This is a genomic window from Chryseobacterium daeguense DSM 19388 (genome assembly GCF_000430825.1).
GTDB lineage: Bacteria > Bacteroidota > Bacteroidia > Flavobacteriales > Weeksellaceae > Chryseobacterium > Chryseobacterium daeguense.
Genome location: NZ_AUMT01000015.1, coordinates 21211 through 35273, shown reverse-complemented (window position 1 = coordinate 35273; position 14063 = coordinate 21211). Strand labels below are relative to the sequence as shown.

The window sequence follows — 14063 nt, the reverse complement described above, 5'->3', positions numbered from 1 at the left end:
AATCATAAAATATTAATTTTTGCAGGATTACGAACTACAGGAAAGCATTGAACACCCCGAAATATCGTCATAATTGGAAGGTCTTTTAGCAGAAAATTCAGGGTAAATGGTATGGTATGGATTTTCTAAGGCATGGGTTAATTTTTCCAACATTTCAGTTTTACCGGCATTAGTTTCTTCGATGCATTGATACAAAAGATAATTTCTTAAAATAAATTTTGGATTTGTATTGTGCATAAGGTCCAAAGATTCTTTTCTTGAAATATTGTTTTTATCCAATCGTGCAAGATAAGTCTTAATGAATCCTTCAAGCTTAGAAAGTTTTTCATCATTTAGAAAAGTATAAGAAACATTCTCAAACTGATCTCTCAAATCTTTTTGATCATCATATTTTTCAAGCTCATTAAAAAATAAAGTATAATCAAGCTGAAGTTCCTGCATCAGACCCTGCCAATTTGTAAAAAATGCTTCGTCACTTTTTAATAATTCATCAAAACCGAACTTTTTACAGAGCATTTTGTCATGACTTTCCCAAAAATAGCTTCCGTAATCATTCAAAACATCTTCAAGAAATTTTTCATCCTGAATCAGAGGATGAAGCGCATTCGCAAGCTGCCAGAGATTCCATTGGGATATTTGCCCCTGTTTTCCGAAAGCATATCTTCTGCTTGGAAGATCGGTGGTATTGGGAGTGAAATTCAGATTGTACTCATCCATCATAGAATAAGGCCCGTAATCGATTGTTAAGCCAAGAATCGACATATTGTCGGTGTTCATTACGCCATGTACGAATCCGACTCTGTACCATTCCACCATAAGATCAGCAGTTCTTCTGCTTACTTCCTCAAAAAAATCTTTATATTTTTGAACACCCTCGGATTTTATTTCTTTAAAATAATTTTCTACGGTGAAATTCACAAGTTCCTGCAATATTTTATACTCTCTCTGTGCCGACATTAATTCAAAATGCCCGAAACGCAGAAAGCTTTCCGCCGTACGAATTACCACTGCTCCTTTTTCATCCTGCGGATTGCCGTTGTACATCATATCTCTTACCACATCTTCTCCAGTAAAAGCCAAACTTAAGGCTCTGGTTGTCGGTATTCCCAAATGAAACATGGCCTCACTCATCAGATATTCGCGGACAGAAGATCTCAGCACGGCTCTACCGTCTGCATGCCTCGAATAAGGCGTTGCTCCGGCCCCTTTCCATTGGATTTCTGTTTTCTGACCGGAATTATTTTCAATTTCCCCTGCAAGAATTGCTCTTCCGTCACCTAATTGCCCGGCCCAGTTACCGAACTGATGTCCGGCATAAGCCGTCGAATAAGATTTAATATTTTCAGGAAGATTATTTCCTACTAAAAAATCAAGGTCTTTTTCTTCGAATTTTCCAAGCCCTATTTCTTCCGAAAGTTTTTCATTAAAAGATATCAATTTCGGATGATCGAAACCGGCTGGCTGTATGGTGGCAAATACAACTTTTGGGGTGTTTCTCTGCATTGGGTTGCCAGAAAAATCTCCCGGGAATTTTTTTATGAAGGGTTGCTTTATGTTTTCGATATTCATACTTCAAAGATATTAATTATAAAAGAAAAGACCTTCCAAATCATTGAAAGGTCTTATGTATTCTAAAAGAGAATTTATTTATTGAAGTCTATTTCTTCACCTGTGTTCAGGTTTTCATTGATGTTCTCTTCTTTTTTACCTGAATTGTTTTTAGGGGTTGCAGGCTCTGCCGGTTTTGGATTTTTAATCTCATCTATGGTTTGTAATCCTCCGTCGTCTCCATATCCTGAGCCCATTCCCTTAAGGTCTGAACATCCGTCTTTCCATTCTGAAGGTTTTACAAATTTGTCTTCCGGTGAAATTCCCAGACTCTTATCTGCCCAGACTTTCTTCATGAAGATAGCCCAGATTGGCAATGCCATTTTTGCACCCTGACCTTCACCTGTCCCAAAGAAGTGGGTTGCCCTGTCTTCCCAGCCTACCCAGGCTCCTGTTGCCAGTTTTGGAGTAATTCCCATAAACCAACCATCTGAGTTGTTCTGAGTAGTTCCGGTTTTACCTGCAATTTCAACATCTTTGGAAATTCCTTTTCTTCCCAATTCTCCGGATGCTGTACCGAATTGTGCCACACCTTTCATAAGCTCAATCATGGTGTAAGCGTACATTGGGTTCATAACTTCTTTAGGATCTACATTTACTTCCTTAATTACTCTACCGTTGGCATCTTCAATCCTCCAGATCATTTCCGGCTTATTGTAGTTACCATAGTTGGCAAAAGTACTGTAAGCTCCTAACATTTCGTAGATTGTAATATCTGATGAACCTAATGCAATGGTATTATTTCTAGGTATCTCCTCTGTTACCCCAAGATCTCTTGCGGTCTGGATAACGGCATCTACGCCTGTCATTTCGATTAATCTGGCTGCAACAGGGTTTTGAGAGTGAGCTAAAGCATCCTTTAAAGTCAGCATTCCGCCTCTTCCCGGTACATGCCATCCTTTATGATCATAAGTACCGTTTGATACCGCTGAACAAGGAGTTAACCCAAGTTTCATGATTGCCGTTGCGTACACGAAAGGCTTAAATGTGGAACCTACCTGTCTTTTTCCCTGTTTAATGTGATCATACTGGAAGTGCTGCCAGTCAATACCTCCCACCCATGCTTTAATCTCGCCTGTTCCCGGAACCATTGACATTAAGCCTGCCTGAGCAATTTGCTTGTGATATCTGATGGAATCCCAAGGAGACATTTCCACCTCTTCTTCACCTGCCCATGTAAAACGAGATGTTTTGATCGGTTTTTTGAATTCAAGCATGATGGAATCTTCAGAAACGCCAGCTGCTTTCAACTGCTTGTAACGTCCGGTTCTTTTCATCGCCTGAACCATTACCTGATTGATTTGTTTGTCTGTCAGATAATAGAAAGGCCTGTTTTTTCTGCCTCTCTGCTCTGCATCAAATCTTTTCTGAAGGTCGGTTAAGTGTTCCTTGATTGCTTCTTCAGCATATTTCTGCATTTTGGAATCAAGGGTTACATATATTTTTAAACCGTCTTTGTAAAGGTTTAATTTTTTACCGTTTTCTTTTTCGTAATCCTTAAGATAATTATCAATTTCCTTTTTTAAGTAAAACTTATAATAAGCGGAATAATCATCATTAATATTTTTGATCGGGTGATAATCAAGCGTAATAGGAGTAGAAACAGCTTTTTCGAAAGTAGCCTGATCGATATATCCGGTTTTCAGCATCTGATCCAATACAACATCCCTTCTGGCTTTTGCTCTTTCGGCATTTCTCATCGGGTTGTTTTTCACCGGATTTTCCAGCATCGCAACAAACATTGCAGCTTCCGGTAATGTAAGCTCAGAAGTTTTTTTGTTAAAATAAATTCTTGATGCCATTTCAATTCCGTTCGCGTTGTATAAAAAGTCGAACTTATTGAAATATAAGGTTACAATCTCTTCTTTCGTATATCTTTTTTCAAGACTTACAGCCACTACCCATTCTTTTAATTTCTGGAAAGCTCTTTCAATCTTATTCTGAGAAGCTCCGTTTGTGAAAAGTAATTTAGCCAGCTGCTGGGTAATGGTAGAACCACCACCTCGTCCGCCACCATATACTACGGCTCTGGCAACAGACTGCAGATCAATCCCCGAGTGCTCCTTAAAACGCTCATCTTCTTTAGCCTGTAAAGCGTAAACAAGGAAAGGAGGAAGGTCTTTATAAACAATAGGCTGCGTCTTCTCTTTTTCAAACTTACCTAATAAAACACCGTCTGACGAATAGATTTCAGAGGCCACATAAATGTCCGGATTTTCAAGCTCCTTTACATCCGGCATTTCTCCAAGAAAACCCTGGGAAACAGCAAAGAAAAGTCCTGAAATTCCTAATATGAGAGCAATAAGTCCTATCCAGATAAATTTTACCCACCTCTTCCAGGCGGTATTTCTCTTTTTGGGAGGAAGCGGGAAAGTTTTCCCTTTATTTCCTGTGTTTTGTTTGTTTTCTTCCATTGATGATTACGGTTTAGCCGTTTCAATTTTTACTCCAATATCTTCAATTCCCGGAAGGTTGTCGTTTCTCATTGCCTGAGATACGCCGATTTCATACTTTCCTTTTGCCGGAAATTTATAATTCAGCTTATACTGAAATAAAGTTTCCTTCGTGTCACCAAATCCTGTACCAAGCCACTCTCCGTTTGGTTTTGCCAAAACATAGTTCAGGGTATCTGTTTGTTTTTTCTTGCTTTGAAGGTCGGTGAAATTGACAATAAATCTTACATTGCTGTACGGATAATCATTGTTATTTCTTACAACAAATATAATATTTTTAGGATTTTGCGGATCTGAAATTTCAAGATTAAATTTTTGTTCGCTTTTCTTATTCCATTTACTGTTGACAGAATTCATTATTACCTCTCCCTCAGAAGAAGAATTGCAGCTAAAGAAAAGGATAAGAGTAAATAATCCTAAAATTTTACGCATTGTTGTCTTTTTTTGGAGGAAACTTCTTTTTGAATTTTTTCTTGTTCGGGTTTGCTTTTTTCTCAGGATCAGGATTAACGGCTGCATCTACTTTTTCCAGCTGTGCTTTGGGCTGCTGAGGCTTTTGCTGTCTCGGCTGGTTGCTGGCGTTTGCATTTGCATTTTGTTGCGGTCTTTCCTGTTTCTGAGGTCTTTCAGATCTTTCATTTCTCTCAGGACGGTCTTGTCTTTCAGGTCTGTTGCTGTTTTTCTTTTGACCCTGCTGATTTTGATTGTTCTGATTGTTATTCGGTCTGTTTTGATTTTTATTCCTGTTATTTCCCCTGTTTTTCTTCTCGAAACGGTCTACATTGTTCTCCTGAATAAGATCAATGCTCGCAAAAGGAGCTTCCGGCTGCTTCAGATCTTCAAGAGGAAGGATTTTTTCGCCGCGTTTGTTTTTTGCAATTAATTTTTTAACCAAATCAATGTCAAAGTCATACCATGCGATAGAGCTGTCTACATAAGCAAACCACATTTTCTTTTTGAAAACATCAATTTTTATACAGAAAGCTCTTCCTTTTTCCGTATCCAAAGTAGTTGAAGAAGAAGGAAAATTACTTAGAGCATCAAGGTAACTGTCTAATTCATAGTTAAGACAGCATTTCAGCTTTCCGCACTGTCCCGCAAGTTTCTGAGGATTAATGCTTAGCTGCTGATATCTTGCAACATTGGTATTAACAGATCTGAAATCCGTAAGCCATGTAGAGCAGCATAGCTCTCTTCCACAAGACCCGATTCCGCCCACTTTTGCAGCTTCCTGTCTGAAACCGATCTGTTTCATATCGATTTTCGTACGGAAAGCTCCGGCGTACTCTTTGATTAACTGCCTGAAATCCACTCGGTTGTCGGCAGTATAATAAAATGTTACCTTTGAAGCATCACCCTGATATTCCACATCGGTGATCTTCATTTCAAGACCAAGCCTGTGTGCTATTTTTCGGGCTTCTATTTTTATGTTATCTTCTTTTTTACGGGCTTCCTGCCAGACTTCTAAGTCTTTCTGGTTGGCCTGTCTGTATATTTTAAGGGCAGATTCTTCAGAAAATTTCTTCTTTTTCATCTGAATCTTTACCAATTCTCCGGTGAGACTTACCACACCTACATCATGTCCGGGACTTGATTCTACTGTAACTACACTACCTATGTGTAACGGGATATTATTTATATTTTTAAAAAACGATTTTCTGTCATTTTTAAATCTAACTTCCACAACATCACATCTGTTTGATGCGGGGTTGCTGATGTTAGAAAGCCAGTCAAAAACACTTAATTTATAACTATTACCACAGGTATTTACATTTTCACAGCCATTCGCGGTCTTCTTGGGTCCGCAAGAATGTGCAGAATCGCCGGATGTTTTACATCCACAACTCATATATTATATATTTAATTTGCAAATTTATGATTTTTATCTTTATGAGGTCTAAAATAATCAAATATTAAGAAATTCAGATGTTTAATGTTAAACAAAAAATAAGAATATTAACATAAATTCTATTAACCATCTCACAACGATGTGATTAGCGTTGTTTTGCAAAAAGTGTTATTTTAAACATAATTTTCTTTGTTCATATTGTTTAAAAATTTATGATTTATTAACAGGGGTAACCAAAATAATTTTATATTTGGGTTATATAATAATAGTCTATGAAAAAAATATTAGTATCAACTGCATTATTGGCAGGTGTTCTATCTTACGCAGGAGGCTTCAGGGTTTCTCTGCAGGGGGTAAAGCAATTGGCGATGGCACATACCAGTGCGCATGCTGAAGATGCGAGTGTGGCATTCTTCAATCCTGCGGGTATGTCATTCATTCCTTCGAAACTAAGTATTGTTGCCGGAGGATTTGGAGCGAGCAATAAGGTTACTTTTCAGAATCTGAATACTTTGCAGAGCACTGAGACTGATAACCCGATGGGAACGCCGATCTATGCTGCGATTGCTTATAAGCCGATTGACAAATTATCAATTGGTTTCAGTTTTTCCACACCTTTTGGTAGTACTATTGAATGGCCAAATGACTGGGAAGGAAGAGAAATGGTGCAGAAGCTTGAGCTGAAGAGTTTCTATTTCCAGCCCATGGTTTCCTATAAATTTAATGACTGGCTGGCTTTCGGGGCGAGCTACATCTATGCAAAAGGAAAAGTAGATTGGGATAAAGCAGTAACTCAATTCGGAGGTACACTTAATATTAATGACGAAAAAGCAAGCGGCCACGGATATAGCTTCGGTTTCTATTTCAGACCGGACCCGAAACTGGATGTAAGTGTTGCGTACCGTTCGCCTGTTGATATGAAGGCTAAAAACGGAAAGGCTACCTTTAATGTATCGCCGACAATTTATCCGTTGCTTGGATTAGATGCTTCAGGACAGGATAATTTTACAGCTACATTGCCTTTGGTAGAAGAATATACGATTGGTTTAACATATAAAGTAACTCCAAAATGGCAGATCTCCGCAGACTTCAACTATCATGGATGGGAGCGATACAGCAAGCTTACCCTTGATTTTGAAAAGGCACCTGTCGGAAATCAGGCAGATCCTACCGTGTTGGTTTCTCCTAAGAATTTCAGAAATGCGAAAACATTCAGATTGGGAACTCAATATGCATTCAGCAGTATGATCTACGGACGTTTAGGAGCATATTATGATGAATCTCCTTATTCTGATGAAAACTTTATTCCGGAAACACCTTCATTTAATACTTATGTAGTGACTGGAGGGGTTGGATTTAAATTAAAGCAATTCGGAGTTGATATTGCAGGAGGATATGCAATGCCTCAGGCAAGAGACGTGAAAAATGCAGGGCTTGGCTTTTACGGACAGGCTAAAGCTACAGCGTTCTATTTAGGTTTAGGTTTATCTTATAACCCATTTTAATTGAAGAATATGAAAAAAATTATAATTTCTACACTTGCGATTTCCGCTCTGCTTTTTACAACGAGCTGTGAGGATGATTTTGATAATGACGTAAGAGACATTGTTGTTACTGCCGGAGAGGCCAACTTTTCCAATTATGTATCCATAGGAAACTCTTTGACATCGGGATATAGAGATAATGCTTTATATATTGACGGCCAGAATGAGTCTTATCCGAACATTATAGCCGGCCAGATGAAGCTTGCGGGCGGGGGGAATTTCGTACAGCCTCTAATGGCGGATAATAACGGTGGTCTTGTTTTGGCAGGAAATGTTATCCAAGGTACAAAACTTTATATAAAATCATTTACGAACGGTTCTCCGGATATCATGAATGTATCTGGAACACCTACTACAAATGTGTTGAATAAAGTAACCGGTCCTTTAAATAATTTCGGGGTTCCTGGTGCAAAATCATTTCACCTGGTAGCTCCGGGATATGGAAATCCTTCAGGGATCCTTTTGGGAACGGCCAATCCTTATTATGCAAGATTCTCTTCAAGCAATACTTCTACAGTAATTGATGATGCGGTAGCAAAACAACCTACATTCTTTTCTTACTGGATCGGAAATAATGATGTTTTAAGTTATGCTACAAGTGGTGGGATGGGTACAAACCAGGCAGGAAATACAAACCCTGCAACCTATGGACCGAATGATATTTCGGATCCGAATGTAGTTGCCGGATCTATCAAAGCCGGTTTAGACAAATTGAAAGCCGGAGGTGCTACAAAAGGGGTTATTGCTAATATTCCTTATGTAACTTCTATTCCGTATTTTACAACAGTGCCTTACAATCCCTTGACGCCTGCAGCATTGGGTGCAAACCTTGCAACGCTTAATACAAGTTTATATGGGCCATTAAAGCAGGCTCTTACGGCATTTGGGGCAGGAGACAGAATTAATCTGCTTTCTTCTACAGCTTCAAACCCTGTTTTAATTAAAGATGAATCTCTTCCGAATCTTTCCGCACAGCTTACAGCCGCTTTAACGCCTTCTTTAGGATTGCCGACTGCAACTGCTTTCGGGCAAATATTCGGGCAGGCAAGACAGACGACGGCAGATGATTATATCCTTCTTACAACAAGATCATTAATCGGGACAACAGCTCCGGGAGCTCCATCTCCGGTAAATGTATACGGGATCTCTTATCCATTGCAAAATCAGCATGTATTGACGAAAACAGAGGCTGCAACAGTGAAAACGGCAGTTGATGCTTACAATTCTTCAATCAAAACACTTGCTGATACGTATGGATTGGCATTTGTAGATGCAAATAAGAAGATGATTGAGCTTAACGGGCAGTCAGGAATTTCTTTTGACGGAGTAAAATATACTGCGAAGTTCGTTACAGGAGGAACCTTCTCGTTAGATGGTGTTCACCTTACCGGAAGAGGATATGCTTTAATTGCTAATGAATTCATAAAATCAATTAATGATAAATACAAGTCTACACTTCCACAGGTAGATCCTAATAAATATTCGGGTGTAAAATTCCCTTAATATTTAGAAATAAAAATTGAGAAGCCACAGGAGTAAATCTTGTGGTTTTTTTTTAAATTTGCAAAATCTTTAAAAAGTAAAAATGGCCGATCAGTTAAGTTATCTATTTTGTACAAGGACGAGTAAGGACTTGGCAGAGAAAATTGCCCAGCATTATGGGCAGGAATTAGGAAAAATCAACTTTCAGGAGTTCAGCGACGGAGAATTTGAGCCCGTTTTAGATGAATCTGTAAGAGGAGGAAGAGTTTTCCTGATTGGATCTACATTTCCTCCAGCAGACAATTTATTAGAGCTTCTTTTAATGATTGATGCTGCGAAAAGAGCTTCTGCTAAAAGCATTACAGTAGTACTTCCTTACTTCGGGCTTGCAAGACAAGACAGAAAAGACCAGCCTAGAGCACCTATCGGGGCAAAATTGGTTGCTAATCTTTTAACAGCTGCAGGTGCTACGAGGGTGATGACAATGGATCTTCACGCAGACCAGATTCAGGGATTCTTCGAAATTCCGGTGGATCATCTGTATGCATCTACGATTTTCGTGGATTACATCAGAAACCTGAATCTTGAAAACCTTACGATCGCTTCTCCGGATATGGGAGGTGCAAAAAGAGCGAAAAACTATGCCGGCCACCTTGGTGCAGAAGTAGTAATTGCTTATAAGGAAAGAAAAAAAGCAAACGTTGTAGAAGAAATGTTCCTTATCGGGGATGTGGAAGGGAAAAACGTGATCCTTATTGATGACATGATCGATACTGCGGGAACGCTTTGCAAAGCTGCGGACATCCTTATGGAAAAAGGGGCAAAATCCGTAAGAGCAATGGCTACTCACGGAGTGCTTTCCGGAAAGGCTTATGAGAATATCGAGAACTCTAAAATTTTAGAAGTTATTGTAACTGACTCAATTCCTGTGAAAAATAATTTGTCATCTAAAATAAAAGTGCTATCTTGCGCCCCATTATTTGCGGACGTTATGAAGATGGTTCATGAGCATCAATCAATTAGTAGTAAATTTGTTATTTAATTGATAATCAAAAGTTTGCAAATTAATTTTGAAACAATTTTTTAAATTTTTATAAATGAAATCTATTACAATTCAAGGTACAAAAAGAGAAAGCGTGGGCAAAAAGTCTACAAAAGCTTTACGTGATGCTGAATTAGTTCCTTGTGTTGTTTACGGAGGTGGTGAGCCATTGAACTTCTCTGCAGAAGAGAAAGCTTTCAAAGGTTTGGTATATACTCCTGAAGCACACACGGTATCTATTGAGGTTGATGGTCAAACAATTCCGGCTGTTCTTCAGGATATTCAGTTCCACCCGATTACAGACAAAATTCTTCACGCAGACTTCTATCAGCTAGCTGACGATAAGCCAGTTATCATGGAGGTTCCTGTAAGAATTACAGGACGTTCAAAAGGTGTTGTGGCTGGTGGTGTTTTACGTCAGTCTTTCAGAAAATTGAAAGTAAAAGCTATTCCTGCTAACTTACCTGATGAGGTAGTTGTAGATGTTACTCCATTAAGAATCGGTAACAAACTTTACATCGGTGGTATCAAGACTGAAGGATATACTTTCATGCACCCGGACAACGCAGTTGTGGTAGCAGTTAAGATGTCTAGAAATGCAATGAAGGCTGGTGCTGGTGCAGCAGACGATGATGAGGATGAAGAAGAAGTTGCTGCAGAAGGAGCAGCTCCGGCAGCAGAAGAAACTGCAGCAGAATAAGAATTGCTTATTTAAACAATATAAGACCTGTCAATTTATTGGCAGGTTTTTTTAATTATTTAAAAGTAAATCCTACCAATCAAAAATCTTTATACCCTTTTTATAAGTGAAACGGCTTTGTGAGCCTAAAATATTTATTAGTCAAAAAAACTTAGCGATCTTCGTATTCAGATTTTAAGTTCAAAATATATCTTATCCATCGAATATTTCTATCATAAGACATCCGCCAACCAGCAACAAGAATCCGAAAAAAAAGCCGTAAATTTGAAGTGTTCTAAATAAGAACTTTTTAATTTAAAAATTTAATAAATGTTTGACATTCAGGAAATCAGAAGTCAGTTTACGATATTAGACAGGCAGGTGAACGGTAAACCTTTGGTTTACTTAGATAATGCAGCAACATCTCAAAAGCCAAATTCAGTTTTAGAAGTTTGGAACCAATATTATACAGATCTTAATGCAAACGTACATAGAGGAATTCATACTTTAAGCCAGTTGGCTACTGAAGAAATGGAGCTTTCCAGAAGGAAAATCCAGAAATTCATTAATGCTAAACATGATTTTGAAGTAATATTTACTAAAGGAACAACGGAAGGACTGAACCTCATCGCTTATATTTTAACTCAAAAATTAAAAAAAGACGATGAAATCATCATTTCTTACCTAGAACATCACTCCAATATCGTTCCATGGCAGCTGCTGTGTGAAAGGACGGGAGCAAAACTGAAAGTAATTCCAATTGACGAAAACGGAATTCTTCAGCTGGATCATCTTGATAAATTTTTAAGTGAAAAAACTAAAGTAGTTTCTGTAAATCAGGTTTCTAATGCATTAGGAATTGTAAATCCGATTGATGAAATTATTGCAAGAACGAGAAAGCATACTGATGCTTATATTGTAATTGACGGGGCTCAGTCTGCTCCGCATTTTACGATTGATGTTCAGAAGATGGATTGTGATTTCTTTGTTTTTTCAGGGCATAAAATGTACGCCCCGATGGGAACCGGGATTTTATACGGAAAACAGGAACTTCTTGAAGATCTGCCGCCTTTCCATGGAGGAGGAGAGATGATTGCAACATGTTCTTTTAACGGAACTACTTATGCTGCTCTACCTTTCAAATATGAAGCAGGTACACCTAATGTTGGTGGGAATATTGCTTTGGGAGCCGCTGTTGATTTTATCCAAAAAGTAGGGCAGGAAAATATTCAAAAGCACGAAAACGGACTATTGGAATACGCTCAGAAAAAACTTCTGGAGCTTGAAGGAATAAAAATTTACGGTGAAAAGGCCGACAGAACAGGTGTTGTTTCATTTAATCTTGAAGGAGTAGGTATTTCTTCCGATGTAGGAATGATCCTTGATAAAATGGGTATTGCCGTAAGAACCGGGCATCACTGCACCCAGCCGATTATGGAGTTTTTTAATATTGCCGGTACGGTGAGAGCAAGCTTCGCGGTGTATAATACTTTTGATGAAATTGATTTATTGGTTGAAGGTGTAAAAAAGGCGCAACGAATGTTAAGCTAAGTTGTTTAAATTTGGTATTTTTGTCATCTAAATTTAAGACAACACAACTTTAATGATGAGAAAATTATTTTTATTAGTACTAATTATGCTTAGTACGTTTTTTTTAGCACAAGCCCAAAATTTAGTAGTTGCAGATTATCACTCCGGATGCGCTCCTATTACAAATGGAATTAAGATTAAAACAAATATTCCGTTTGATAATGGGGGGATGCCAACGGTATTTATTGAGGGTTATGCCTACGGACAAGAAAAAACCATGAATTTGGCTATTAGCTGGTATGTTTTTCAGGGGCAGGTTTATCAGAGTTCCAATGTGAGTTCTTTTGGAGCACATACTCCTAAAGTTACTATTGCTAAAGAAACTTATAATGGGGGTGATTTTGCAGTAATTTATCTTAATGATACGACTTATTGTTTAAATTTCAGAGTAAGATTAGGTAATAGTACAATAAATGGAGTCCCGGTAACATGGCCTGTTGTAGATGAACCTTTATATGCTACTGTGAAAAAGGAGCTTCCTTATAAAAATGCATTTAGTGGAACTATAGATTTTGATCAAAATAGTATTGCGAGTTTTTATGGCAATAGAACGTATTTTAAAAACAAAGTTGGAATCAATTCTTTAAATCCGGATGCCGAACTTACAGTTAAAGGAAAAATTCATGCTGAAGAAGTAAAAGTAGATTTGAATGTTCCTGCTGACTATGTTTTTGAAAAATATTATACAGGAAAATCTGATTTAAAATCAGACTATATAATGCCAACATTAAAAGAAGTTGAGGCTTTTACAAAAGCAAATAATCATCTTCCAAACGTACCGTCAGCAAAAGAAATTAAAGAGAATGGCCTACAAGTGGGTGAAATGATAAATATTTTGCTTCAAAAAGTTGAGGAGCTTACATTGTATAGTTTAGAGCAGCAGAAAAAAATTGAAGAGTTACAGCAAGAAGTTAAGAATTTAAAAAAATAGTAAAAGCCTCCGAAATTTTCGGAGGCTTTTTTGTTTGGGTATAATGTATTAAAATTAAATGCTTTTAAATAAAGGAAGTTCATCATAAACAATAGATATTAACAATAAATGAAATTTAAAAATCCATGTACCATATTTGTAAGACAAGAAGTAATTTTGTTCGGTAAAATTTAACGAATGGAATTAATTGAAAAATTGAACTGGAGATTTGCTACTAAAGCAATGAACGGTCAAAAAGTACCACAGGAAAAAGTGGATAAAATATTGGAAGCAGCTAGATTGGCGCCGACTTCCAGCGGTCTTCAGCCGTTTGAGATTATTGTTATCACTAATCAGGAAATCAAGGAGCAGATAAAGCCTCACGCGTGGAATCAGCCACAAATTACAGATTGTTCGCACCTTTTGGTTTTTGCAGCCTGGGATAATTATACGGAAGAAAGAATAAACAAAATGTTTGATCTTACGAATGATATTCGAGGTTTCAAAAATGAAGGCTGGGAAAACTACAGACAGATGTTATTGGGAATGTATCCTCAAAGATCCGAAGAAGAAAACTTTACCCACGCCGCAAAACAGGCATATATTTCTTTTGGGGCAGCAATTATCGCGGCGGCCTTTGAAGAAGTGGATTCTACACCGATGGAAGGTTTTGTTCCGGAAGAAGTTGATAAAATATTAAATTTAAAAGAAAAAGGTCTGAAAAGTGTTTTATTGTTGCCGATCGGTTACAGAGATGCTTCAAACGACTGGCTGGTAAACCTTACGAAAGTAAGAAAGCCAAAAGAAGATTTCGTTACTGAGATCAACTAGTTATAATTATTGTATTCATAGAAAAATCCCTTTCATGTCAATGAAAGGGATTTTATTTATATTGCGCTTAAAATT

Annotated in this window: 11 protein-coding genes; 7 read left to right on the top strand and 4 right to left on the bottom strand. The window is 37.7% G+C overall.

Annotated elements, in window-relative coordinates; translation table 11 throughout:
- Nucleotides 1-27 precede the first annotated feature (27 nt).
- The 4 genes from H560_RS0116470 to H560_RS0116455 form a co-directional block, all read right to left on the bottom strand.
- Complete coding sequence (locus tag H560_RS0116470) at nucleotides 28-1569, bottom strand: protein adenylyltransferase SelO (RefSeq protein ID WP_027381043.1); 1542 nt, start codon at nucleotides 1567-1569, stop codon at nucleotides 28-30.
- A 74-nt stretch (nucleotides 1570-1643) separates the two neighbouring features.
- Complete coding sequence (locus H560_RS0116465) at nucleotides 1644-4022, bottom strand: penicillin-binding protein 1A (protein WP_027381042.1); 2379 nt, start codon at nucleotides 4020-4022, stop codon at nucleotides 1644-1646.
- 6 nt (nucleotides 4023-4028) lie between these two features.
- On the bottom strand, nucleotides 4029-4493 hold the full coding sequence (locus H560_RS0116460) for a gliding motility lipoprotein GldH (protein WP_027381041.1): 465 nt from the start codon (nucleotides 4491-4493) through the stop codon (nucleotides 4029-4031).
- The gene (locus tag H560_RS0116455; protein WP_027381040.1) at nucleotides 4486-5910 is read right to left on the bottom strand and encodes a PSP1 domain-containing protein; all 1425 of its coding nucleotides are present in this window, start codon (nucleotides 5908-5910) and stop codon (nucleotides 4486-4488) included. The genes H560_RS0116460 and H560_RS0116455 overlap by 8 nt, the downstream gene beginning before the upstream one ends.
- 272 nt (nucleotides 5911-6182) lie before the next feature.
- Here H560_RS0116455 and H560_RS0116450 point away from each other — a divergent pair, with 272 nt between their 5' ends.
- The 7 genes from H560_RS0116450 to H560_RS0116420 all read left to right on the top strand — a co-directional run bounded on the left by H560_RS0116450 (nucleotide 6183) and on the right by H560_RS0116420 (nucleotide 13988).
- A complete protein-coding gene (locus tag H560_RS0116450; RefSeq protein ID WP_027381039.1) occupies nucleotides 6183-7415 on the top strand; it encodes an OmpP1/FadL family transporter in 1233 nt (410 codons plus the stop codon).
- A 9-nt stretch (nucleotides 7416-7424) separates the two neighbouring features.
- Nucleotides 7425-8957, top strand: a complete 1533-nt coding sequence (locus H560_RS0116445) for an SGNH/GDSL hydrolase family protein (RefSeq protein WP_027381038.1) — start codon at nucleotides 7425-7427, stop codon at nucleotides 8955-8957.
- A gap of 82 nt (nucleotides 8958-9039) precedes the next feature.
- Nucleotides 9040-9978, top strand: a complete 939-nt coding sequence (locus H560_RS0116440) for a ribose-phosphate pyrophosphokinase (protein ID WP_027381037.1) — start codon at nucleotides 9040-9042, stop codon at nucleotides 9976-9978.
- Nucleotides 9979-10033: 55 nt separating this feature from the next.
- Entirely contained in the window at nucleotides 10034-10678 is a 645-nt protein-coding gene (locus tag H560_RS0116435; RefSeq protein ID WP_027381036.1) for a 50S ribosomal protein L25/general stress protein Ctc, read from the top strand.
- 309 nt (nucleotides 10679-10987) lie between these two features.
- Nucleotides 10988-12208, top strand: a complete 1221-nt coding sequence (locus tag H560_RS0116430) for an aminotransferase class V-fold PLP-dependent enzyme (protein ID WP_027381035.1) — start codon at nucleotides 10988-10990, stop codon at nucleotides 12206-12208.
- Nucleotides 12209-12260: 52 nt separating this feature from the next.
- Entirely contained in the window at nucleotides 12261-13178 is a 918-nt protein-coding gene (locus tag H560_RS22545; RefSeq protein WP_051289367.1) for a hypothetical protein, read from the top strand.
- Nucleotides 13179-13355: 177 nt separating this feature from the next.
- Nucleotides 13356-13988: an NAD(P)H-dependent oxidoreductase gene (locus H560_RS0116420; RefSeq protein WP_027381034.1), complete on the top strand. Its 633-nt coding sequence runs from the start codon at nucleotides 13356-13358 to the stop codon at nucleotides 13986-13988.
- The last annotated feature ends 75 nt before the right edge of the window (nucleotides 13989-14063 follow it).